Source organism: Streptomyces mobaraensis (assembly GCF_020099395.1).
Taxonomy (GTDB): Bacteria; Actinomycetota; Actinomycetes; order Streptomycetales; family Streptomycetaceae; genus Streptomyces.
The window spans coordinates 5,268,399-5,291,785 of record NZ_CP083590.1; the positions used below are offsets into that span (position 1 = coordinate 5,268,399).

A 23,387-nucleotide genomic window follows, 5' to 3' on the forward strand; every position below is an offset into this window, starting at 1 on the left:
CGCCCGCCCGCTGCGACGGCCGCCGCCTGCCCGCTGCCCGCCCGTCGCCCGCCCGTCGTCCGTTCTACGCGCCGCCGTCTGGGCCCCGCGCGGGACCGCTCTCCGGCGCCGGCTCTTCGGCCGCCGCCATCCCGTCGGCCGCGGCCACCCCGTCGGATGCCGCCGTCCCGCCGGACGTCACCGGCGCCTCGAACGCCACCGGTGCCTCGAACGCGGCCCGGCGAGTCGCCCGCCGCAGTGCCTTGAGTACCGCCGGGCCGAGGAGGAGCGTCGCGGCCAGGGTGACCGCCGCGCGCGGCAGGTCCCAGCCCAGGGACGTGGTCAGGCAGTACGCGGCGAAGCGGGCCAGGTTGTCGCCCAGCGGGTCGCCCGGGACGAAGGAGACGCCCGTCCCGAGACCGGCGATGTACGGCCAGCCCTGGAGGTTCATGACCGTGCCGTAGCCGACCGACGCCACCGCGCCGTACGCCGCCAGCATCAGCAGCTCGCGGCGGCCCCGCAGCCGGTCCGCGCCCGGCAGCAGGCCCGCGCCCAGGGACACCCAGCCCATGGCCAGCATCTGGAACGGCATCCACGGCCCGACCCCGCCGGTCAGCAGCGCCGACGCGAACATCGACAGCGCCCCGAGGACGAACCCGAAGCCCGGCCCCAGCACCCGTCCCGCCAGCACCATCAGGAAGAACATCGGCTCGATCCCGGCCGTCCCCGCCCCCAGCGGGCGCAGCGCCGCGCCCGCCGCCGCGAGGACGCCGAGCATGGCGACGGCCTTGGCGTCCAGGCCGGTGTCGGCGATGGTCGCCACGACGACGGCGAGGAGCAGTGGCAGCAGCGCCGCGAACAGCCAGGGCGCGTCGCGCGAGTGCGCCAGCCCGGACGCCGGGGCCGCCAGCAGCGGCCAGCCGAACGCCATGACGCCCGCGACGGTCAGGAGCAGCAGGGCCACGGCGGAGCGGCGGCCGAGGCGGACGGCGCGGGCCTGAGCCGTCACGCGAGGCCGGGCCGGCGCGGTCACGAGGGCACCCCGGACGGGCCCGGTCCCGTGGGGTCGGGCCCTGACGGGCCCGGTCCTGTGGGGTCGGGCCCTGACGGGTCCGGTCCTGTGGGGTCGGGCCCTGACGGGTCCGGTCCTGTGGGGTCGGGCCCTGACGGGTCCGCCGCCGGTGCGTCCGGTCCTTTGGATCCCGACCTTGACAGGCCCTTCCCCGGCGCGTCCCGTTCCGTACGGTCCGACCGCGACGGATCCGACCGCGACGGGTCCGTCCCTGTCGGGTCCGTCCCTGCCGGGTCCGTTCCTGGCAGGACCGGTCCCGTCGGATTCGTCCCGGACCAGGCCGGCCTCGACGGGTTCGGTCCCGTCGGGTTCGGCCCTGCCGGGGGTCTCCCCGGCACGTCCGTCCCCGACGCGCCCGCCGCTGCCCCTGCCTCTGCCCCTGCTCGTGTCCCCGCCCCCGCCGCCCCCAGAGCGTCCCGCACCTGCGCGACGGTCAGCCACGGCAGGGGCGCCAGCACCTTCGCCACCTGCGGTGCGAAGGCCGGGGAGGCGACGACGACGTCGGCCGTCGGACCGTCGGCGACGATCTCGCCCTCCGCCAGGACGACGACGCGGTGGGCGAGCTCGGCGGCCAGTTCCACGTCGTGGGTGGCCAGGACGATCGCGTGGCCCTCGGCGGCCAGGCCGCGCAGGATCTCGACCAGGCGGGCCTTCGCCGCGTAGTCCAGGCCGCGCGTCGGCTCGTCGAGGAGCAGCAGCGGCGGCCGGGCGGCGAGGACGACGGCGAGGGCGAGCGCGAGCCGCTGGCCCTCGGAGAGGTCGCGCGGGTGGGCGTCGTCGGGGACGCCGGGGAGCAGGCCGGAGACGAGGTCGCGGCAGGTGCCGGGGGTGGCGGAGGCGTCGCGGTCGGCGGCGGCGCACTCGGCGCCGACCGTGTCGGCGCAGAGCAGGTCGCGGGGTTCCTGCGGGACGAGGCCGACGTGCCGCAGCAGCTCGCGCGGGCCGGTGCGGTGCGGGGCGGCACCGCCGACGGCGACCGTGCCGCGGGCCGGCTCGTGCATGCCGACGAGGGTGCGCAGCAGCGTGGACTTGCCGGCGCCGTTGCGGCCCATGAGGGCGATCGTCTCGCCCGGCCGGACGGTGAGGTCCACCCCGCGCAGGGCGTCCACCCGGCCGTGCCGGACGGCCAGGCCGGTCACCTGGGCGGCCGGGGTGCCGGCCGGGGGCGCGGCCGGGGCGCCGCGCCGGAAGCGGCGGAAGTAACGGGAGGGACCGCGGGGCGCGTCCGCCGCGGCCGGGGCCGGCGGGGCGGACGCGGCGGGCGGCGGGACGTCCGCGAGGCGCGCGCGGAGCGGCGCCGCGGCGCGCCGGGCGTCGCGCACGGTCAGCGGCGGCGGGGACCAGCCGGCGAGCCGGCCGAGGGCGACGACGGGCGGGTGCACGGACGAGACGGCCATCACCTCGCCCGGCCCGCCGACGACGGGCGGCTCACCGGGCCCGGGCAGCAGCACCACCCGGTCCGCGTACTGCACCACCCGCTCCAGCCGGTGCTCGGCCAGCAGCACGGTGGTGCCGAGGTCGTGGACGAGCCGTTGCAGCACCGCGAGGACCTCCTCGGCGGCGGCCGGGTCGAGCGCGGACGTCGGCTCGTCGAGCACCAGGACGCGCGGGTGCGTCGTGAGCACCGAACCGATGGCGACGCGCTGCTGCTGGCCGCCGGAGAGGGTGCGCAGGGCGCGGTCGCGGAGGTCGGCGAGGCCGAGCAGGTCGAGGGTCTCCTCGACGCGGCGGCGCATGGTGTCGGCGGGCAGCCCCAACGACTCCATGCCGTACGCCAGTTCCTCCTCGACGGTGTCGGTGACGAAATGCGCGAGCGGGTCCTGCCCCACCGTGCCGACGACGTCGGCGAGTTCACGCGGCCGGTGGGTCCGGGTGTCGCGTCCGTCGACGGTGACCCGGCCGCGCAGCGTCCCGCCGGTGAAGTGCGGCACCAGCCCGCTCACGGCACCCAGCAGCGTCGACTTCCCGACCCCGGACGGCCCGACCAGCAGGCACAACTCCCCTTCGGGAACGGTCAGATCGAGATCCCGGAGGGTCGGCGCGGCGGCGTCGTGGTACGTCACCGTCACCTGCTCGAAGCGGATCACCGGGTGCGGCTCCTTCGGGGTGCTGCGGTGGGGGTGGCCGTGGGAGTGGCGGGGGCGGCGGCCGGACGTACCCGGGACGGCTCCGCGCCGGCGGCCGGGCGGCCCGGGGTGGGGGACGGATCCCCGCCGGTGCCGGGCCGGTTGCCGTCCCCGTCCGGCGCCGGACGGCTCGGGGCCGCCTGCGGTCGGTCAGGGGTGCGCGGGTGCCGGTCGGAGGCCGGTGTGTGGTCCACCGGCCCCGGTGTGGCAGGGGCGGGGGCGGAGCCCGGCCGGCCCTCCGGGCTCGCGGACGGGTGGCCCGGGGCGAGGGACGGATTCCCGTCAGCGCCGGGCCGGTTGCCGTACCCGGACCCGTACCCGGACCCGTACTCGTATCCGTACGGAGACGGGTGGTCCCCCCGGTGCGAGGACGTGCCGCCGCGCCCGGCGGGCGGTGCCGCCGTGTCCCGGGCCGGGCCGTGGGCGGCGTCCGGGGCGGCCGGGTGGCCCGGGCCGGACGCCCGGGGTCCCGGGCCGGGTGAGGGCCGGCCCCGGTCGCGGGGCGCGCGCTCCCGGCCCTCCCCGCCACGCCGCCCGGGCAGGGGCAGGGCCGGCAGCAGGCCGACGAGGACGGAAAGCGCGGGCCACAAGGGCAGGGCCGGGGACGTCAGGGGGACGGCCGGGGGGTGGAGGGATTCCGGGGCGCGGGTGCCGGCCCACACCATCAGGGCCGTCACCGCCGCGCCCGAGCCCGCCACCAGCCACGCCGCCGCGTCCCAGCGGTCCGGGCGGTAGCGGGTGCGGACCGAGCGGCGGCCGCCCAGCCGCAGTCCGGCCAGGGCGGCGGCGACGCCGGCGAGCAGCAGGGGTGTCCCGTACCCGGCGCCCTCGTCGGCCAGCAGCCCGTACGTGCCGGCGCACACACCCAGCAGGCCGCCCAGGGTGAGGACGGCCGTGGTGCGCCGGACGGAGGGCGGGACCTGCGCGGTGCGGCCGTAGCCGCGCGCGTCCATGGCCGCCGCCAGGGCCACCGAACGTTCCAGAGCACCCTCCAGCACCGGCAGCCCCACCTGGAGCAGGCCGGCGAACCCCCGGTCCGGCCGGCCGCGCAACCGCCGCGCGGCGCGCACCCGTTGGACGTCCGCGACGAGGTTCGGCGCGAACGTCATGGCGACGACGACCGCGACCCCCGCCTCGTACAGCGCCCCCGGCAGGGACTTCAACAGCCGCGCCGGGTTGGCGAGCGCGTTGGCGGCGCCCACGCAGACCAGCAGGGCGGCCAGCCGCAGGGCGTCGTACAGGGCGAACAGCAGACCCTCGGCCGTCACCCGGCCGCCGAGCCGCACACCCCGCGCCCAGTCGGGGAGCGGGACTTCGGGGAGGACGACGACGGTGTGGGTGCCGGGGATCGGGGAGCCGAGGAAGAACGCGAACAGCAGCCGGATGCCGATCACCACGAGCCCGAGCTTGAGGAACGCCCCGTAACTCCGCGCCCAGGGCGCGTCCGTGCGCCGGACCGCCACCACGTACCCGGCGACGGCCACCAGCAGCGCCAGCAGCAGCGGGTTGGTCGTCCGGGACGCGGCGGCGGCCAGCCCCAGCGCCCAGATCCACCACGCGCCGGGGTGCAGCGCCGGCGTCACCGCGCGCGCCGGCGGCGCGCCTGCCACACGCCGGCGGCGCCGAGGGCGACGACGGCCGCGACGCCGCCGATCAGGCCGGCGGAGGGGCCGCCTCCGTCATCCGCCGGTTCGGCCCTCGGCTTCTCGGACTTCGGCCTCTCGGACTTCGGCGCGGTGGCGTCCGCCTTCTCGCCGCAGCCCGTCCGCGGGTAGCCCTCGATGCCGCACAGCAGGGCGGCCGAGTTGTAGCGCAGCGGCTTGGCGACGGCCGCGAGCGCGTCGGCGGCCGAGGCGTCGTCCGCGACCCGCGCGCAGGCGGTCCGGGCCGCGGGCGGGCGTTCGCCGCCGGGGGCGTCGGCGGGCGTGCCGAAGTCAAGGACGACGGCGATCCGCTTGCCGCCGCCCCGGGCGGGCGTCCGGTCGCAGACGGCGGCGAAGTCCGGTGCGGTACGCGGCTTCGTCGCGTCGGAGGAGTCCGCGCTGACGGCGAAGCGGAAGCCGACGGTGTCGCCGTCGCCGGGCCGGGCCGTGGACGGGCCCTGGGTGGCGTACGTCCAGCCGTGGCTCCCGTCCTTCCCGTCGGCCTGCTTCTTGCCGTCGGCCTGCCAGAACGACCAGTAGCGGTAGCCGGCCGCGTGCGCGGGCGCGGCGGCCGTCACCCCGGCGAGGACCGCCAGCAGGCCGGCGAGCAGCCGGGCCGCGGTGGTGCGGAAGGAGGGGACAGCGGTCACCGCTGCTTCTTCCGGCGGTTGCTGAAGAGGAAGCCCACGCCGACGGCGGCGACGAAGGCGACGGCCACGAACCACCAGTTACCGGACGACGAGTCCTTCTCGTCGTTCTTCTTCTCGTCGGACTTCGCGACGGACTCCGGGGCCGGGCCGGTCGCGTTCAGCTTCTGTACGAGGTCGGTGCCGCCGAAGTCGCGCGGGTCGGCGCCCGCCGCGCGGGCCGCGAGCACCAGCTTGGCCAGCCGGCCGGGGTCGCCCTTGCGGTTGTCGCCCTCGGCCCACGCCAGGGTCTTGCTGTCGGCCGACTTCAGCCAGTCCAGCGCCTTGCCGGCCGCCTCGCGGTGGCCGCCCGCGGCGAGCGCGGTGACCGCGTCGGCGGTGGTGCCGTAGTCGGGGCCCTTGGGGGCGCCGGGCATGGACGCCTCCAGGTGGCCGCGGCCGGCGTCGAGCTTCTTCGCCAGGTACGCGGCGGAGGCCGCGGCGGCGGCGGGCGCGTCCTTCGGCTTGGCCTTCTCGTCGCCGCCGGAGCAGGCGAGCGGCTGGACGGGCTTGTCCTCCTTGCCGACCGGTTCGACGAGGTAGCCCTTGCCGAGGGCGGCCGTGGCGGCCGTGGTGGCCGCGGCGGACGCGAAGTTGTCGGCGTTGAGCTTGCCCTTCTGCGGCGCCCACGCGAACGCGCCGCGCTCACCCTCCGGCGCGTCGCAGCCGAGCTGGAAGGTGAGGAGCGCGTCGTAGGGGCTCTTGCCGTCCTTGGACCGGACCTTCGCCGGGTCCTGGCCGGCCGCGGCGAACGCGCCGACGGCGGCGGCCGTGGAGTTGGCGTTGCTCTCGGCGCCGGGGTTCATGCCCCAGCCGCCGTCCCCGTTCTGGTGGCCTTTCAGCCAGGCCAGGCCCTTCTCGACCTGCTCGCCGCGCCCGCCGACCGCCGCGAGCGCCTGCACGGCGGCGGCGGTCTGGTCGGGGAACTCGTCCTTGGCCGCGTCGCACGGCTTCCCGGTGTCGGCCCGGAAGCCCGGGAACCCGCCGTCCGCGCACTGCTGCCCGGCCAGCCAGTCGATCGCCGGCCTGGCCGGGGTGACGCCCATGGAGTGCTGGGCGAGGAACGCCAGCGACTGCCGGAAGACGCCGTCGAACTTCGGGTCGGCACTGCCGTAGAGGCCGGGGGCGGCACTTGAGGAGGAGGGGGCCGACGGGGACGCGTCGGCGAGGGCGGCCGGGACGGCGACGGCGCTCAGAACGGCCGCGCCGGCCAGGACCACGGCCCCCTTGCGGGCCAGGGCGCCGCTACGGGGACGGGTGGCCCTGCGGGTACGGGCGGCGGGGGAGGGAGCCATGGGGGTGGGGTGCCTCTCGGGGTCGCGGCGGCGGCGTGGGCGCTCTTGTCGATTTGTGCCCACTTTAACCGGGCGGGGGGAGGGGGCCGGGGCTGCGGGCCGATCGGGGGCGGGGCCGGTCCAAGGCGCCCGTCGGCACCGCTCGGCGCCGCCGCGCGGTGCCGGCCACAAGGCGGCCGAGCCGCCGGTATTGCTCAGCGCCGCGCACCGGTACCGCTCAGCGTCGTCCGATCAAGCCGCACACCGTCTCGATGTCGATCTTCACCTGGGCGATGGACGCCCGCCCCGACAGCCAGGTGATCAGTGCCGAGTGCCAGGTGTGCTCGATCACCCGGACCACCGACAGCTGTTCCGGGCCGGGCGGTACCGGCAGGTCCATCGCGTCGACGATGATCGCCGTGGTCAGCCGGGAGACCGCGTCCACTTCGGCGCTGACCGAGCGGTCGGCGAAGGTCAGGGCGCGGACCATGGCGTCGGCGAGGTGCGGTTCGCGCTGCATGGCGCGGAAGGCGCGCATCAGGGTGCCGGCGACGCGGGCGGCCGGGTCGGTCTCCGTCGGCGGGCGTTTGCGCAGCGTCTCGTGGAGCTGCTCCAACTGGTCCTGCATGGTGGCGACCAGCAGATGGATCTTGGAGGGGAAGTAGCGGTAGAGCGTGCCCAGGGCGACGTTCGACGACTCGGCCACCTCGCGCATCTGGACCGCGTCGAAGCCGCCGCGGCTCGCCAGCCGGGTGGTGGCGGCGAGGATGCTGCGCCGCCGTGCCTCCTGACGCTGGGTCAGCGGGGCGGCCGGGGCGGAGGCGGCTCTCGGGTCTGCGGTCTTCTGTCCCACGTCGGTGCGTTCCTCTGCAGGGGGCGGTCGCCAGCATGATGGCAGGGCGCGGTTCAGTGACGCGAATCACTGGAACGTGTTCCACATTAGCGGCCCGGCCGGCCCGCGCCCCAGGTCCGCGGCCGGACGGGGTGAGGCGCGGTGGGGGCGGGTCCAACCCGGCCGGGGCGCGCGAGAGTGCGTCGGGGGCGCGCTGTGGCCCGGGTGGGAGCGGTCCGTATCGCCGCCCGCCGGTGGCTCGGGTACGTTCTGGACTTGTCGGGCGTTCCGCCGGTTTCCCAGCCGGCCGGGATAGTGAAACTTGTTCTAGAGAATCGGGAGCGGTTACGCTCCCGCTGAACCGCAGGAAGAATGGGGGCCGCGAGTGACCGCTGAGACCGCCCAGGCAGTCGGGTCACGTCCGCTCCCCGCGGTGTCCCCGGCCGGGGACGACGCGCCGCTGCGCATCGCGCTGCTGTCGTACAAGGGCAACCCGTTCTGCGGCGGCCAGGGCGTCTACGTGCGCCACCTCTCCCGCGAACTGGCCCGGCTCGGCCACTCCGTCGAGGTGATCGGCGCCCAGCCGTACCCCGTCCTGGACGAGGGCGTCACCCTCACCGAGCTCCCCAGCCTGGACCTCTACCGGCAGCCCGACCCCTTCCGCACCCCGAAGCGCGACGAGTACCGCGACTGGGTCGACGCGCTGGAGGTCGGCACCATGTGGACCGGCGGCTTCCCCGAGCCGCTCACCTTCTCGCTGCGCGCCCGGCGCCATCTGGCCGCCCGCCGCGGCGACTTCGACGTCGTCCACGACAACCAGACGCTCGGCTACGGCCTGCTCGCCGACCTCGGCGCCCCGCTGGTCACCACCGTCCACCACCCGGTCACCGTCGACCGACGGCTGGAGCTGGACGCCGCGGGGGACGACTGGAAGCGCCGGCTCTCCGTCCGCCGCTGGTACGGCTTCACCCGCATGCAGGAGCGGGTGGCCCGCTGCCTGCCGTCGATCGTCACCGTCTCCGGCTCGTCCCGGCAGGAGATCGTCGACCACCTCGGGGTGCGCCCGGAGCGCGTCCACGTGGTGCCGATAGGCGCCGACACCGACCTCTTCTCGCCCGACCCGTCGGTCCCCGTGATCCCGGGCCGGATCGTCACCACCTCCAGCGCCGACGTCCCGCTCAAGGGCCTGGTGTACCTGGTCGAGGCGCTGGCGAAGGTGCGGACGGAGAACCCGGACGCGCACCTCGTCGTCGTCGGCCGGCGCGCGGACGACGGGCCGGTGGCGCGGGCCATCGAGACGTACGGGCTGGAAGGCGCCGTGGAGTTCGTCAAGGGCATCAGCGACGCCGAGCTGGTGAACCTGGTGCGCGGCGCCCAGGTCGCCTGCGTGCCGTCGCTGTACGAGGGCTTCTCGCTGCCCGCCGCCGAGGCCATGGCCACCGGGACGCCGCTGGTGGCCACCACCGGCGGGGCGATCCCCGAGGTCGCCGGCCCCGACGGCGAGACCTGCCTCGCCGTCCCGCCGGGCGACGCGGACGCCCTCGCCGGCGCCCTGAAACGGCTCCTCGGCGACGGGGAACTGCGCCGCCGCCTCGGTGCCGCCGGACGCGAGCGGGTGCTCGCCCGCTTCACCTGGCGGCAGGCGGCCATCGGGACCGCCGAACGCTACCGGGCCTCGATCGAGCGGGCCGCGGCGGCGAGAGCCCGGGCCCGCAGCGGCGCGGGCCCGCTGCCCGTACGGACTTCCCGCGCCCGCCCGTAGGGGGCGGGACAGCACCCGTAGGGGGACGGCCGCACCTGTGGGGAGAAACGATCCCGTAGGGGGACAGGCGCCCCCGCGGGGCGGATCCCCTCCGGGGCGCCGGACCCTCGGGGGCGAATCGGCCCGCAGGGGGCGGACCGCCCTTGAGGGATGCCGGTCCCCTGGGGACCACCGGCCCCTTGGGGACGCCCGAACCCCTAGGGTTCGAACGGCTCCTAGGGTCCGAACGGCTCCTAGGGTCCGAACGGCTCCTAGGGGCCGAAGGACGGCCCCGGTTCGATCGGCTCCCAGGATCCCAACCACCCGGGTCCGAACGGCCCGGACCAGAACGCCCTCCAGGGGCCGAACGCCCCTGGAACACCGGACGGTTCCCCCCGGGAACCGACCGACCGCCGCCCCCACGGGGCGGCACCGCTTCCGCGCGGCAGCCCGCCCGGGCGGGCGCCGACCGTCACTGACCTGCCCCGTCGGACGAAAGCAGACCTCCGTGCTGACCGTCGATTTCTCCCGCTTCCCGCTCGCCGCCGGCGACCGCGTCCTCGACCTGGGCTGCGGTGCGGGCCGGCACGCCTTCGAGTGCTACCGGCGCGGCGCCCGGGTGGTCGCCCTCGACCGCAACGCGGACGAGATCCGCGAGGTCGCCAAGTGGTTCGCCGCCATGAAGGAGGCCGGCGAGGCCCCGGCCGGCGCCACCGCCACCGCCATGGAGGGCGACGCCCTGGCCCTGCCCTTCCCCGACGAGAGCTTCGACGTCGTCATCATCTCCGAGGTCATGGAGCACATCCCCGACGACAAGGGCGTGCTCGCCGAGATGGTCCGCGTCCTGAAGCCGGGCGGCCGGATCGCCGTGACCGTGCCCCGCTACGGTCCCGAGAAGGTCTGCTGGGCGCTCAGCGACGCCTACCACGAGGTCGAGGGCGGCCACATCCGCATCTACAAGGCCGACGAACTGCTGCGCAAGATGGAGGAGGCCGGGCTCAAGCCGTACGGCACCCACCACGCGCACGGTCTGCACAGCCCCTACTGGTGGCTCAAGTGCGCCTTCGGCGTCGACAACGACAAGGCGCTGCCCGTCCGCGCGTACCACAAGCTGCTGGTCTGGGACATCATGAAGAAGCCGGCGGCCACGCGCCTCGCCGAGCAGGTCCTCAACCCGGTCATCGGCAAGAGCTTCGTCGCCTACGCGACCAAGCCGCACCTGCCGGCCGACGCCGCGACGGGCGCCGAGGCCGCCGCCTCCGCAACCTCCGGCTCGTCCGCGGAGGACCGCGCGTGACCACCCACAGCCGCCGCCCCGGCCGGCTCGAACGCCTCGTCCTCCCCGGCGTCCTGACCGCCGAACAGCTCGACGCGACCGTCGCCGGCATCGCCGCCGGGCAGCGCGAGGACGGCGCCATACCCTGGTTCCGCGGCCACCACCTCGACCCCTGGGACCACGTCGAGGCCGCCATGGCCCTGGACACCGCGGGCGAGCACGGCCGCGCCGAGGCCGCCTACCGCTGGCTCGCCGAGCACCAGAACCCCGACGGCTCCTGGTACGCCGCGTACGCCGACGGCGACCACCGGGAGCCCACCGACCGCGCCCGCGAGACCAACTTCGTCGCGTACGTCGCCGTCGGCGTCTGGCACCACTACCTCTCCACCGGCGACGACGCCTTCCTCGACCGCATGTGGCCGACGGTCTTCGCCGCCGTCGAGTTCGTCCTCACCCTCCAGCAGCCGGGCGGCCAGATCGGCTGGAAGCGGGAGGCGGCGGACGGTGAGGGGGGTGGCGCCGACGTCACCGACGCCCTGCTCACCGGCTCGTCCTCCATCCACCAGGCACTGCGCTGCGCCCTCGCCATCGCCGAGCACCGCGAGGAGCCGCAGCCGGACTGGGAGCTCGCCACGGGTCTGCTGGCGCACGCGATACGCCGGCACCCGGAGCGGTTTCTGGACAAAAGCCGTTACTCCATGGACTGGTACTACCCGGTGCTCGGCGGCGCGGTCACCGGCCCGGAGGCCGCGGCGCGCATCGCCGAGGGCTGGGACCGCTTCGTCGTCCCCGGCCTGGGCGTGCGCTGCGTCCTGCCCAACCCCTGGGTGACCGGCGGCGAGAGCTGCGAACTCGCCCTCGCCCTCTGGGTGATGGGCGAGTCGGACCGGGCCCTGGAGATCCTCCGCTGGATCCAGCACCTGCGCGCCGACAACGGCATGTACTGGACGGGCTACGTCTTCGAGGACGACGCCGTGTGGCCCGAGGAGCTCACCACCTGGACGGCCGGTTCGCTGCTGCTGGCGGTGGCCGCGCTGGGCGGCGACGAGGCGACGACGGCGGTGTTCGGCGGCGAACGGCTGCCCCGCGGCCTGGAACCGGACTGCTGCGGCTGACGCCGGCCGGGCCGTACGGGCGGGGGCCGAGGACCTACGGACGCGGGCCGAGGCGGTACGGGCGGGGGCCGGGGGAGGAGCTGAGGTCCCCCGCCCGGATCTGGCCCGTTTCCGACGTGTACGTCCGCACCCGGTAGCCCGAACGATGCGGTCCGGATGCGCCGGGCCGCCGCGCGGGCCACGCTGGTCCCGTACCGTGCCCGCCGGCCCCGGAGGCAAGCGTGTCCGACCGTGCCCGTGCCCGCCGCACCGTTGTCGTCCTGCCGCTGGTCTGCGGCCTGTTGCTGGCCGGTTCGGCCTGCGGCGGCGACAAGAAGGAGAAGAAGTCCGCCGGCGAGGCGAGTCCGACGAGCTCGATCGAGAAGCAGAAATTCGCCAAGACCCGGTTCGTCGCCAACGCCGGGCTCGCGTCCGGCGCCGCCTACCAGTGGATCATCAAGCCGTACCGCAACGGCGCGTTCAAGAAGGGGGCGGACGGCCGTACGGGCGCCCTCGTCAAGGCGGGCCTGGCCGGGGTGTTCACCTACAACCGCCTCAAGGCCGCCACCCGCAATGCCCAGGGCGACCCGACGCTCTCCAAGGCCCTGGCCCCCGTCAACGCCGGCATCGACTCCCTCAAGGGGCTCGGCACCAAGCTCCGCAAGGGCGACGCCACCGACGGCGACGTGAACTCCGTCGACAGCGTCATCAACAAGGTCAAGGACGCGGGCAAGAGCGCCGGAGCCCCCGTCACGGACAAGGTGCCGTCGGCGGGCGAGCTCCAGAAGGGCTGACCGATAGCCGCCCGCCGGGGTTCCCGGCCCCGGCGGCCGGCCGGGAGCCGATGACAGCATGGGGCCCATGAACCGGACGCCGGAAGCCGCCCCCCGCTCGGTGCCGTACCGGACGCCGCCCGCCGCTCTCGCCCTCCCGCTCGCCCTGGTCCTCGTGCTCGTCACGGGCTGCGACGGCGGGGGCGGGGGCGGCGGGGGCCCGGAGGAGGGCGGGACGGGCGTCGGCGACCCGGTCTTCCCCACCCTCGGCAACAGCGGCTACGACGTACGGCACTACGGCCTGACCCTCGACTACCGGCCCGACGGCAACGCCCTCGACGGCAACGCCGTCATCACCGCCCGCGCGACGAAGGAACTGAGCGCGTTCACCCTCGACCTGACAGGACTGAAGGTGACGTCCGCCAAGGTCGACGGGAAGCCCGCGAAGACCTCCCGCTCCGGCACCAAGCTCAGGATCGAACTGGCGCACCCGCTCGCCAGGGACCGGGAGTTCCGCGCGGAGATCGCCTACGAGGGCCGGCCGAAGACGATCCGCGACCGGGACGGCGCCACGGAGGGCTGGGTCGAGACGGACCACGGAGCGGTCGGACTCGGCGAGCCGGAGGGCTCGATGGCCTGGTTCCCGGGCAACCACCACCCGTCCGACAAGGCGGCGTACGACTTCACCGTCTCCGTTCCCAAGGGCTTCACCGCCGTCGCCAACGGCGAGTCGCGGGGCACGAAGACGGTCAAGGACGAGCACGGGGACGACTGGACCACCTTCCGCTGGCACAGCGGCGAGCCGATGGCGAGCTATGTGGCGAGCGTGGCGATCGGCGAGTTCAAGACGCTGGAGACGACGGCCCCGGCGGGCGGGGGCAAGGGCGACGTGCCGGTGTACATCGCCTACGCGGCGGGGGAGGACGCGGCCGGGCGGCATATGAAGGAGATGGTGCCCAAGGTGCTGGCGTGGGAGGAGAAGCTGTTCGGCCCGTACCCCTTCGCGTCGTCCGGCGCGGTCATCGACCGGAACCCATACGTCCACTATCCGCTGGAGACCCAGACCAAGCCGTACTACGAGAAGCCGCCGAAGGACAAGATCATCGTCCATGAGCTGGCCCACCAGTGGTTCGGCAACTCCGTCACCCCGCGCACCTGGCGCGACATGTGGCTCAACGAGGGCTTCGCCCAGTACACCGAGTGGATGTGGGAGGCGCAGCAGCAGAAGAAGCGCACGGAACGGCAGATCTTCGACGACTACTACGACGGCAGGGACCCCGAGAGCCGCGGCGAGGAGGGCGAGGACATCTGGGCCTTCCCGCCCGCCTATCCGACCGCCGAGACGATATCCGGCCGGCCCGTGTACGGCCGGGGCGCGATGGTGCTGCACAAGCTGCGCGAGACCGTCGGCGACGCGACGTTCTTCGACATCCTCCGCACCTGGGCGCGCGACCACCGGTACGGCAACGCCGGCACCGACGATTTCATCCGGCTCTGCGAGAAGAAGGCGGGCCGTGACCTGGGCGACCTCTTCGACACCTGGCTCTTCAAGGCGGCCAAGCCCGACCACCGCTAGCGCGGTGGCGGGGGAACGGCGAAGGCCCGCCGGGCTCCCCGGCGGGCCTTCTCGTGCGACGGAGCGCGGGCGCGTCAGCCGCGCTGGATGCCCGAGGTGTCCTGGAGGACGCCGCGACGGCCGTCCTGCGTCTGCGCGACGAGCGCGGCGCCGCGCTGGTCCACGGCCAGGTACCAGGTGCCCGGCGCCAGCTCGGCGATCGGCGTCTGGCCGCCGTCCTCCGGGAACAGCGGACGGTTCACCGGCACCGCGAACCAGAACGGCGCGAAGTCCGAACCGCCCGCGGCCGGAGCCTGCGCACCCGCCGCCGGGACCCCCGCCCGTACCACCGGCGGCCGGCTGCGCGGCCGCCTGCTGCGGACCGGACTGGTCGGCCGGCTGCGGCGCGCCGTACGGCTGCCCCCCGAAGGAGCCGCCGGCCGGACCGCCGGGACCGCCCGGGCCCGGGTAGCCGTAGCCGGGGTGCGCGCCGGTGCCGTAGGGGGACTGGACCTGGGGGGTGGGGGCGCCGAGGAGGGGGGCCTTCAGGGCGGGGACGCGCTGGGTGAAGAGGGCGGCCGCGGCCATCACGAGGTTGGCGATCAGACCGAGGATCAGGCCGACACCGGCGGAACGGCCCTCACCGCCGCCACCGAGCGCCCACAGGGAGGACCAGGCGGCGAAGACGGTGAACGCGGTGCCCCACTGGTCGAGGGCGAGGCCCCCGACCTTGCGGTCGGCCGGCTGGAACCGCGCGGCGACGATCAACGCGGCGGCGATGACTCCGGAGAGGAAGATAGCGGGCAGCACCGGGAAGAGGTCGCTCTTCCAGCCGTTGTACTCGTACTTTTCCCTGATGGCACTGCATTCCAGACCGCTGCAGTCAAGGGAGTAGAAGCTGAGGAACGACGCGATGAACAGCAACACCGCTGCTCCGATCACCACGCCGTCGCCTCTAGTGAGGGAGCGGAAGTTCACCTGAAATCCTTTGTCAGTGCCTTCAGAATCGGTCGGTCTCGTCGCTGTCGCCGGACGCGAGACGGGAGGGCGCGGACGAACGCGGCCCCCCATCGTACGGGGGAACCTATCGCCCCGGCGTCCAGGGCGCCTCTTCGTTTCGACCTCGTGACACGGCCGTGGCCTGCCGTTATACGGCTCGGTTGACGAGCCGGCGGCTCGCTACCGGCTCAGGACGAACTCCCGGATGCCGTCCGCGATCCCCTGCGCCGCCTTCTGGCGCCAGCCGTCGTCCGTGAGTTGGGCGGCGTCCTGCGGATCGCGCATGTTGCCGCACTCGATGAACACCTTCGGCACGGTGGAGAGGTTGAGGCCGCCGAGGTCGCTCCGGACGTCCAGGCCGGTGTTGTGGCCGATGTAGTTGGACGGGATGCTTCCGGTCGCCTGGACGAACCGGCCGAGGACGCGTTCGCCCAGCTCCTTCGACGGATCGACGATCGGGGCGGTGTCCGCCCGGCCGCCCTTGACCTTGGCGGGCAGGATCACGTGGACTCCGCGCTGGCCGGGGGCGGCGCCGTCCGCGTGCACCGAGAGCGCGGCGTCGGCGTGCGCCTTGTTGCCGATCGCGGCCCGTTCGTCGACGCAGGGGCCGAACGGCCGGTCGCCGTCGTGGGTGAGGGTGACCGTCGCGCCCTGCGCCTGGAGGATCGACCGGATGCGGTGGGCGACGTCGAGACTGAACGTTGCCTCCGCGTAACCGGAGTTGGTGGAGGTGCCGGTGGTGTCGCACTCCTTGCGTCCGGTGCCGATGTCGACGGACCGGTCGATCTCCGCCGTGTGCTGCTGGTTGTGGATGTTGTGCCCCGGGTCGATGACGACGACCTTTCCGCGGAGCGGTCCGTCGCCGCCGCCGTCGCCCGCGGGTGGGGCGGAAGGTTTCGGCGGTTCCGGGGAGTCGGACGGGGACGGCGGTGCGTTCTTCGCCTCCGGTGGCGGCGACGACGGCGGGACGGCCGCGGGGGAGCGGCCGGCCGACGCGGACGGGGAACCACCGGGCGGCGCGGACGCCTTGGCGCCGTCGGCCGGGCCGTCACCGTCGTCGCACCCCGCGGCCCCCGCCAGCAGCAGGGCGGTCAGGGCCGCGACGGCCGGACGGGCGCGGCGGGCGCGCCGGGCGGGCCGGAGGCGGCCGGAGTGACGAGAAGAGCTGCCGTAGGACACTCGGGCGATGCTAGCGCCGCCCGTCAGATCGCGGGGCCCGTCCGGCGCAGAACCCGCATCGACCCCGTCACGGACACCTCCGTGAACCCACCCGACTCCAGGGCCCTCAGGTACACCCGGTACGGGGCCTGGCCGCCGTCCGCCGGGTCCGGGAACACGTCGTGGACGACGAGCAGCCCGCCCTGCGCGAGGTGCGGCGCCCAGCCCTCGTAGTCCGCCGTCGCGTGCTCGTCCGTGTGCCCGCCGTCGATGAACACCAGCCCCAGCGGCGTCCCCCACAACGCGGCCACCTGCGGCGAGCGGCCCACGACCGCGACCACGTGGTCCTCCAGGCCCGCCCGGTACAGCGTCCTGCGGAACGTCGGCAGCGTGTCCATCCGGCCGACGCCCGGGGCGTCGTCCACCAGGGACGTGTCGTGGTACTCCCAGCCGGGCTGCTGCTCCTCGCTGCCGCGGTGGTGGTCGACGGTCACGACCGTCGTCCCGGCCTCGCGGGCGGCGTCGGCGAGGAGGAGGGTGGAGCGGCCGCAGTAGGTGCCCACTTCGAGGAGGGGGCGGCCGAGTTCGGCGGCCGCGGTCTGCGCTGCCTGGTGGAGGGCGAGGCCCTCGTCCAGGGGCATGAAGCCTTTTGCTTCTTCGAAGGCGGTCAGGGTTTCGGGTTTGGGGGGCACGGTCGTCCTTCGGTGGTCGGTGGGTGAGCGGTGGGGCGCCTGCGGCGGGCTGTGCCCCAGGCCCGCCCCTTCGCCGATTCCTGGGGCTGCGCCCCAGACCCCGCTTTTCGCGGCTCCGCCGCTCGTCCTCAAACGCCGGACGGGCTGAAAGTCAGCCCGTCCGGCGTTTGAGGACAAGGGGGTCTGGGGGCTTGCCCCCAGGAATCGGCGAAGGGGCGGGACCGGGGCACCCTACAACCACCCGTTCTGCCGAGCGGCCCGCACCGCCTCCATCCGGTTCCGCGTCTGCGTCTTGCCGATGGCGGCGGAGAGATAGTTCCGCACCGTCGCGGGCGACAAGTGCACCTTCGCCGCGATGTCCGCGACCGTCGCGCCGTCCACCGCCGCCGTCAGGACGTCCCGTTCCCGCTGTGTCAGCGGGTTCGGCCCGGCGCTCAGCGCCGCCGCGGCCAGCGCGGGGTCGATGACGCGTTCACCGGCGAGCACGCGCCGGATCGCGGCGGCGAGGTCCTCGACGGGGCCGTCCTTGACGAGGAAGCCGGAGGCACCGGCCTCCATGGCGCGGCGGAGGTAGCCGGGCCGCCCGAAGGTGGTGAGTATCAGCACCCGGCACTCGGGCAGCCGCTGCCGGAGGTCGGCCGCCGCGTCGAGGCCGCTGCGGCCGGGCAGTTCGATGTCGAGGAGGGCGATGTCGGGACGCGTTTCGAGGGCGGTGGGCACGATCTCGTCGCCGTTGCCGACCTGGGCGACGACCTCGATGTCGTCCTCCAGCCCGAGCAGCAGCGCGAGCGCGCCCCGCATCATCCCCTGGTCCTCGGCCAGCAGTGTCCTGATCACGCCGCTCGCTCCTTCTCGCCGCGCCTGTCGCCGCTCTGGTCGCTGTTCGCATTCGGGTCGCCTGGTTTGGCGTACGGCTCCTCGTCCACCGGGAGTTCGGCCACGAGCCGGAAGCCGCGCCGGCCGTCGGGCCCGGCGCTCAGGGAGCCGCCGGCGGTGGCCAGCCGCTCGGTGAGGCCCTTGAGGCCGTTGCCGCCCGTAGGCGTGGCCGAGGGCTCCGCCGAGCCTACGCCCGTGCCGTTGTCGGTGATTTCCAGGTGTACCCGGTCGGGTTTGCCGCGCACCTCTATCTCGCAGCGCGAGGCGCCGCTGTGCCGGACGACGTTGGTGACGCCCTCGCGCACCACCCAGCCCAGCAGCACCCCGGTCTGCGGGGGGAGCGGCGGGCCGGACTGCCGGATCTCGGCGGTGATGCCGGACGCGTCGAGCAGCGAACGGGCGTTGTCCAGCTCGGTGGTGAGGCTGCCCTCGCGGTAGCCGGTGACCGCCTCGCGGATCTCGGTGAGCGCCTGGCGGCCGACCGCCTCGATGTCGGCGGCCTGGCCGAGCGCGGCCTCCAGGTTCCGCGGGCCGAGCCGGCGTACCGCCTCCGCCTTGACGACGATCACGGACATGGTGTGCCCGAGGAGGTCGTGCAGGTCGCGGGAGAAGCGCAGGCGCTCGCGTTCGACGGCGGCGTGGGCCAGTTCCTCGCGGGTGTCGCGCAGGACGGCGATGGTCTCGAAGAGGTTGAGGACGGCCGCCGCGACCAGGCCGCCCAGGGCCGTCCCCCAGCTGACGGCGAGGACGCTGCCCGCGCTGTCGTCGTCGGGCCGGACCAGCCAGGACAGTCCGCAGGTGACTCCGAGCGTGCCCAGGGCGGCGGCCATCAGGCGCTGCCGGTGGCGCAGCACCATGCCGGTGGCGACGGACAGCAGAGGGAAGCACATCTGCCAGTAGGCGCCGTAGCCCATGTTGAGGGCGAACGCGAGCGCGGCCAGCCCGATCAGGGCCAGGACCGGGACGCGGGTGTAGCGCCGGTGCTCGTCGAGGGCGGCGAAGACGGCGGTCACGTACAGGCCGGCGAAGGCCAGTTCGCCCAGTCCGGCGAGCCAGGGCAGCGGCATGTCGCCGAGGAGCATGTGCACGGTGTCGCCGCTGAGGGCGAAGAGCCACGGGATGAAGGCCCGCCTGCCGGGCGCCTTCATCTGTTCGATTTCCTCGCCCATGCGCTTCATACGTCGCATCCTAGGCAGTGCCGTTGTGACCTGCGCAGATGCCGGATGTATGGGGAAGGCGGTGACATTTGTCCCGGGGTGGGCCGGGCAGGGGTGGTGGGCGCGGGAAGCTTCCCCTGCCGCGGCGGAGCGGTTATAAGGGACCGGTTGGTGGAACGTGTTCTCGTTGCCTTCTCAGTTCCCTTGCTCCGCTGTCCCGTTACCCCCTCTGTCCCCGTTGTCCCGTGCCGGCGAAGGAGTCCCTCTCCATGCCCATCGACGCAGCCAAGGCCACGGCCGCCGAACCGCGGACCGTCTCCCTCTCCTGGGATCACAAGGACGTCCTCCTCTACCACCTCGGCATCGGCGCGGGCGTCCCCGCCACCGACCCCGCCGAGCTCCGCTACACCCTGGAGAGCGGGCTGCACGTCCTGCCCTCCTTCGCCACCGTGGCGGGCGGCGGGATGGCCCTCGCGGCCGGGCTCTCCACGCCCGGCATCGACGTCGACCTCGCCCGGGTGCTCCACGGTGGGCACCACATCACCCTGCACCGGCCGCTGCCCGTCCGCGCCGACGGCGTCACCCAGACCTCGCGCGTCGCCGCCGTGTACGACAAGGGCAAGGCGGCCGTCATCGTGCTGCGCACCGACGTCGACGACGTGGACGGGCCGCTCTGGCGCGGCGATGCGCGGATCTACGTCCGCGGGGAGGGCGGCTTCGGCGGTGAGCGCGGCGAGTCGGCGCGGCTCGGACTCCCCGGCCGCGCACCGGACCTGGTGGTGGAGCGGGCCGTCCGCGAGGACCAGGCGCTGCTCTACCGGCTGTCGGGGGACTGGAACCCCCTGCACGCCGACCCGGAGTTCGCCGCCCGCGCCGGTTTCCACCGGCCGATCCTGCACGGGCTCTGCACCTACGGGATGACCCTCAAGGCGGTCGTGGACACGGTGCTGGAGGGGCGGGTCGACCGGGTCCGCTCGTACGCCACCCGCTTCGCCGGGGTCGTCTACCCGGGGGAGACGCTGCGGGTGCGGATGTGGCGCGATACGCCCGGCCCCGGGCGGGTCCAGGTGTCCGTGACGGTCGTGGAGCGGGACGACGCGGAGGTGCTGGCGGACACGGTCGTCGACCACGTCTGAGACCGGGCCGCTGCCTGTCTCCCGCCTCCCGTCGCCCGGAGACGGCGCGGCCCCGGCGGGGAGCGGGCCGGTCGGGCCCGCCCCGCCGCCGGGGCCGTGCTGCTCTCGGGAGCCGCTGGTCTCCCGGGACCCGCTCGTCAGGCGGCTTCGGCGGTGCGCCGGTGCTTGCCGTGGGCGGGACCGCCGGCGTCGTCGGACGACGCCGGGCCGCGGTGCCTGCCGGAGCCGGCGGCTGCGGCCTGGGCGGACGCCTCCAGGGGGCGCGCCTCGGTCGTGTCGGTTCGGGCTTCGGACATGTCGGGAGTCACTCCGTGGGATGTGGGTGCGTACTCTGCGCGTCGGGGGCTCGGCGCCGGCCGGCGCCCATGGACGCCGCCCTCGGGTGGCACCCGTAGGTGCCGTCCCTGGGTTCGGTCAACGCCCGTACCGCGCGCGGTCGTTCGGCGCACCGCGGTGCTCCGCCGGTACCACGTGCGCAACCCCCGGCCCCGAAGTCTAACGGGACCTTGATCGCGTGAGCCACCCCCCGGGCGGCCGCCGGGGCCGCCCCGGCTCCGCCCTTTCTCCCCCGGCCGCCGCTGGGCGGCGCCCCGGTTTCCGGCCGGGGCTCTACCGGCCTGCTTGGCGTTTACGGCCGGGGGTGCGCCCCTCCCGAGCGGCCGGCCTGAGCGGCCCCCGAGCGGCCGGCCTGAGCGGCACCCCCGAACGCCCGGCCGCCGCACCACCGCCGTCGTCGCACCACCGCCGTGGCGCCCGCACCACCGCCGTCGTCGCACCACCGCCGTGGCGCCCGCACCACCACCACACCCGGCCGCCGCGCCCGCCCCTACCGCACCCGGGCGTGCGGCTGCGGTGCCTGCCGGAGCGGCGCCTGCTGGAGCGGCACCGGCCGGGGAGCCGAGGATCCCCCGTTCTCCGTCATCTCCCCCAGGGAGCCACCGATCCCGCTTCCTTCTCCCCCCTCCGGGTCCGGCAGGCGGAGGCGGGCCAGCCCGCAGGGGACGTGCGGGGTCGCGTACGGCAGGCGCAGCTCCCCGTCGGCGGTCCACAGTCCGGCGCCGGCCACCCAGCCCAGCGGGCCGGGGAACTGCCGCAACTGCCGTTCCGCGGGCCGCCAGACGCCCACCGACGTGCCCGACTCGCGGTCGACGCGGAACGCCACCGAGCACGCCTCGGGGGTCAGCGTCTGCCCCGGCTGGACGGCGAACGGCGTCACCGCCGCGCCGGGCTGCCGCAGGCACTCGGGGAAGCGGACCGGCCGCGCCGAGCCGAGCACCCCCCAGCCCAGCCGCTCCTCGCCGGGCGCGTCCGACCGGACGAGGAGCAGGCCGCTGTCGGGGTCGGCGAGCACCAACCGGTCGTTGCTCGTCTCGGCGATCTGCAGCAGCGGCGTGGTCTCCCCGCCGCGGCCGAGGTCGACGACGACGGCCTTGGTGAGCCCGTCCAGTTCGCGGTCGAGGGCGAGCAGCCGGCCCGGCCGGTCGAGCCAGGCGCCGCCGGAGCAGCGGCCGGGCACCCGGGCCAGCAGTTCGGGCCCGGCGGGCGAGCCGTACACGCGCCACAGCGTCGTCGTCCGCTCGCCGTGCACCAGGGCGTACGCGGAGAGGCCGTCCGGCGCGGGCGGCAGCAGCGACAGGTAGGGGCACTCGATCGCGCCGAGCGGCAGCTCGCCGGTGCCGGGGCCGGTGGGGTAGAGCAGCGACAGGGCGTACCGCTCGGCCACCCGGCGCCGGATGAGCACCCTCCCGTCGGTGAGCGGCAGCACCTCACTGTCCGGTTCCTCGGGCTGGGTGCCGGGCAGCGGGACCGCGTACGGCTCGGGGCCGTCGAGGGTCCAGCGCTCCGGGAACCAGCCGCCCGTGGCCCGGCTGAGCGCGAGCCACGCGGCGTACGAGCCGTCGGCCGCGATGGTGAACGCCGGGCGTCGGGAGTCCATCGGCGCACGCCGGGGAGTGGTCTCCGGAGTGCTCTGGGGGGCACAGACCGTCATGAGAAACGTCACCTCCGGCACAGAACGTAGTTTTCGCGCCGGGGGCCCCACCCTGCGAGTGAGACGGCTTCACGCGTAAGGGTGGAGGTTGTCCGATTCGCCGGAGGGAGGAGGGGTGGGTGTGCTTGCGGGGGTCTCGCCTCTCTTGCGCAGGTCCGTCCCCCTTGGTGGCGCGGCGCCCGGACCGTCTAAGGTAAGGGTGCCCTAACCGTCAGGCCGGTACCTCCGGCACCCCACAGCCCCAGGAGCGCTCTCATGCCCCTCCGCCGCCGCGGTACGGCCGCCGCAGCCCTCGCCCTCGCCGCCGCGCTCTCGCTGACGGCCTGTGGATCGGACGGGGACGACAAGGGGAAGGACGGCGGCGCCGGGTCGAAGGACGTGGCCCAGGGCGGCAAGGACTTCGGCAAGGCCGCCGACCTCACCAGGAACATGGGCACCGACGCCGCCGCCGGGCAGTTCCCCCGGACCGTCACCCACGCGCTCGGCAAGACCGAGATCAAGGCCAAGCCGAAGCGGGTCGTCGTCCTGGACGTCGGCGAGCTCGACAACGTCGTCTCGCTGGGCATCAAGCCCGTCGGCTACGCGCCCGCCGAGGGCGGCGACGGCATCCCGTCGTACCTGCGCAAGGACGCCGGCGACCCCAAGAGCGTCGGCACCATCAACGGCCTCAACCTGGAGGCGATCAACAACCTCCACCCCGACCTGATCCTTGGCAGCAAGCTCCGCGCGGAGAAGCACTACAAGGACCTGTCGAAGATCGCGCCGACCGTCTTCTCCGTCCGCCCCGGCTTCACCTGGAAGGAGAACTACCTCCTCAACGCCGCCGCCCTCGACGAGACGGCGAAGGCCAAGGCCAACCTCGCCGCGTACGAGGCGAAGGCGAAGAAGCTCGGCGAGGACGTCGGCGAGAAGAAGCCGACCATCAGCATGGTCCGCTACATGCCGCAGTTCACCCGGCTGTACGCGCAGAAGTCGTTCATCGGCACCGTCCTCAAGGACGCCGGCCTGCCCCGCCCCAAGAACCAGCAGGCCGACGAGCTCGCCGTGCAGATAGGCCCCGAGAAGATCGACCAGGCCGACGCCGACTGGATCTTCACCGGCGTCTACGGCGCCCCCGACCGCACCAAGCGCGACGTCGCCCGCGACAACCCGCTGTGGAAGAACCTGAAGGCGGTCAAGGAGGGGCGGGCCCGCGACGTCAGTGACGAGACGTGGTACCTGGGGCTGGGGGTCACGGCGGCGAACAGCGTGCTGGACGATCTGCGGGGCTTCCTGGTGAAGTAAGGGGGCGCCGATCCAGCCCGTCCGGCGTTTGAGGACAGCACGCG

Annotated in this window: 19 protein-coding genes and 1 pseudogene; 7 read left to right on the top strand and 13 right to left on the bottom strand. The window is 74.8% G+C overall.

The genetic code is table 11. The annotated features are described in order from the left end of the window. Positions 1 to 64: 64 nt before the first annotated feature. The 6 genes from K7I03_RS23140 to K7I03_RS23165 all read right to left on the bottom strand — a co-directional run bounded on the left by K7I03_RS23140 (position 65) and on the right by K7I03_RS23165 (position 7,633). Positions 65 to 1,012, bottom strand: a complete 948-nt coding sequence (locus tag K7I03_RS23140) for an ECF transporter S component (RefSeq protein WP_185940612.1) — start codon at positions 1,010 to 1,012, stop codon at positions 65 to 67. Then, positions 1,009 to 3,138, bottom strand: coding sequence for an ATP-binding cassette domain-containing protein (locus K7I03_RS23145; protein WP_185940611.1), 2,130 nt, complete (start codon positions 3,136 to 3,138; stop codon positions 1,009 to 1,011). The genes K7I03_RS23140 and K7I03_RS23145 overlap by 4 nt, the downstream gene beginning before the upstream one ends. Beyond that, positions 3,135 to 4,760: a CbiQ family ECF transporter T component gene (locus K7I03_RS34385; protein ID WP_398857772.1), complete on the bottom strand. Its 1,626-nt coding sequence runs from the start codon at positions 4,758 to 4,760 to the stop codon at positions 3,135 to 3,137. The genes K7I03_RS23145 and K7I03_RS34385 overlap by 4 nt, the downstream gene beginning before the upstream one ends. Beyond that, positions 4,757 to 5,470, bottom strand: a complete 714-nt coding sequence (locus K7I03_RS23155) for an SCO2322 family protein (RefSeq protein ID WP_185940609.1) — start codon at positions 5,468 to 5,470, stop codon at positions 4,757 to 4,759. The genes K7I03_RS34385 and K7I03_RS23155 overlap by 4 nt, the downstream gene beginning before the upstream one ends. After that, a complete protein-coding gene (locus K7I03_RS23160; protein WP_224347174.1) occupies positions 5,467 to 6,801 on the bottom strand; it encodes a prenyltransferase/squalene oxidase repeat-containing protein in 1,335 nt (444 codons plus the stop codon). The genes K7I03_RS23155 and K7I03_RS23160 overlap by 4 nt, the downstream gene beginning before the upstream one ends. Before the next feature lie 217 nt (positions 6,802 to 7,018). Then, positions 7,019 to 7,633: a TetR family transcriptional regulator gene (locus K7I03_RS23165; protein WP_004953102.1), complete on the bottom strand. Its 615-nt coding sequence runs from the start codon at positions 7,631 to 7,633 to the stop codon at positions 7,019 to 7,021. 364 nt (positions 7,634 to 7,997) lie between these two features. Between K7I03_RS23165 and K7I03_RS23170 the strand changes: the two genes are divergently transcribed. The 5 genes from K7I03_RS23170 to K7I03_RS23190 all read left to right on the top strand — a co-directional run bounded on the left by K7I03_RS23170 (position 7,998) and on the right by K7I03_RS23190 (position 14,072). Beyond that, on the top strand, positions 7,998 to 9,374 hold the full coding sequence (locus K7I03_RS23170; RefSeq protein WP_185940608.1) for a glycosyltransferase family 4 protein: 1,377 nt from the start codon (positions 7,998 to 8,000) through the stop codon (positions 9,372 to 9,374). A 487-nt stretch (positions 9,375 to 9,861) separates the two neighbouring features. Next, positions 9,862 to 10,650 (top strand): class I SAM-dependent methyltransferase, encoded by a 789-nt coding sequence (locus K7I03_RS23175; RefSeq protein WP_185940607.1) that lies wholly within the window; start codon positions 9,862 to 9,864, stop codon positions 10,648 to 10,650. Next, entirely contained in the window at positions 10,647 to 11,744 is a 1,098-nt protein-coding gene (locus tag K7I03_RS23180; RefSeq protein WP_185940606.1) for a prenyltransferase/squalene oxidase repeat-containing protein, read from the top strand. Before K7I03_RS23175 ends, K7I03_RS23180 begins: the two co-directional genes overlap by 4 nt. Before the next feature lie 221 nt (positions 11,745 to 11,965). Beyond that, a complete protein-coding gene (locus K7I03_RS23185; protein ID WP_185940605.1) occupies positions 11,966 to 12,517 on the top strand; it encodes a hypothetical protein in 552 nt (183 codons plus the stop codon). Between the two features lie 67 nt (positions 12,518 to 12,584). Next, positions 12,585 to 14,072 (top strand): M1 family metallopeptidase, encoded by a 1,488-nt coding sequence (locus K7I03_RS23190; RefSeq protein ID WP_185940604.1) that lies wholly within the window; start codon positions 12,585 to 12,587, stop codon positions 14,070 to 14,072. Positions 14,073 to 14,146: 74 nt separating this feature from the next. Here K7I03_RS23190 and K7I03_RS23195 read toward each other — a convergent pair. The 5 genes and pseudogenes from K7I03_RS23195 to K7I03_RS23215 all read right to left on the bottom strand — a co-directional run bounded on the left by K7I03_RS23195 (position 14,147) and on the right by K7I03_RS23215 (position 18,954). Further along, positions 14,147 to 15,029, bottom strand: a pseudogene (locus K7I03_RS23195) (hypothetical protein). A gap of 201 nt (positions 15,030 to 15,230) precedes the next feature. Beyond that, positions 15,231 to 16,229, bottom strand: a complete 999-nt coding sequence (locus K7I03_RS23200; RefSeq protein WP_185940602.1) for an N-acetylmuramoyl-L-alanine amidase — start codon at positions 16,227 to 16,229, stop codon at positions 15,231 to 15,233. Positions 16,230 to 16,252: 23 nt separating this feature from the next. Beyond that, positions 16,253 to 16,849, bottom strand: a complete 597-nt coding sequence (locus K7I03_RS23205) for a class I SAM-dependent methyltransferase (RefSeq protein ID WP_185940749.1) — start codon at positions 16,847 to 16,849, stop codon at positions 16,253 to 16,255. A 282-nt stretch (positions 16,850 to 17,131) separates the two neighbouring features. After that, positions 17,132 to 17,737, bottom strand: coding sequence for a response regulator transcription factor (locus K7I03_RS23210; RefSeq protein ID WP_185940601.1), 606 nt, complete (start codon positions 17,735 to 17,737; stop codon positions 17,132 to 17,134). After that, positions 17,734 to 18,954 carry a sensor histidine kinase gene (locus K7I03_RS23215; protein WP_185940600.1) on the bottom strand — a complete coding sequence of 407 codons (1,221 nt, stop codon included), beginning with the start codon at positions 18,952 to 18,954 and terminating at the stop codon, positions 17,734 to 17,736. The genes K7I03_RS23210 and K7I03_RS23215 overlap by 4 nt, the downstream gene beginning before the upstream one ends. A gap of 248 nt (positions 18,955 to 19,202) precedes the next feature. Between K7I03_RS23215 and K7I03_RS23220 the strand changes: the two genes are divergently transcribed. Then, a complete protein-coding gene (locus tag K7I03_RS23220) occupies positions 19,203 to 20,069 on the top strand; it encodes a MaoC/PaaZ C-terminal domain-containing protein (RefSeq protein WP_185940599.1) in 867 nt (288 codons plus the stop codon). A 137-nt stretch (positions 20,070 to 20,206) separates the two neighbouring features. Here K7I03_RS23220 and K7I03_RS23225 read toward each other — a convergent pair whose 3' ends face one another. After that, complete coding sequence (locus K7I03_RS23225) at positions 20,207 to 20,365, bottom strand: hypothetical protein (protein WP_004951288.1); 159 nt, start codon at positions 20,363 to 20,365, stop codon at positions 20,207 to 20,209. A 530-nt stretch (positions 20,366 to 20,895) separates the two neighbouring features. Continuing rightward, a complete protein-coding gene (locus K7I03_RS23230) occupies positions 20,896 to 22,005 on the bottom strand; it encodes a hypothetical protein (protein ID WP_185940748.1) in 1,110 nt (369 codons plus the stop codon). A gap of 309 nt (positions 22,006 to 22,314) precedes the next feature. Here K7I03_RS23230 and K7I03_RS23235 point away from each other — a divergent pair, with 309 nt between their 5' ends. After that, positions 22,315 to 23,343, top strand: coding sequence for an ABC transporter substrate-binding protein (locus tag K7I03_RS23235; RefSeq protein WP_185940598.1), 1,029 nt, complete (start codon positions 22,315 to 22,317; stop codon positions 23,341 to 23,343). Positions 23,344 to 23,387: the final 44 nt, after the last annotated feature.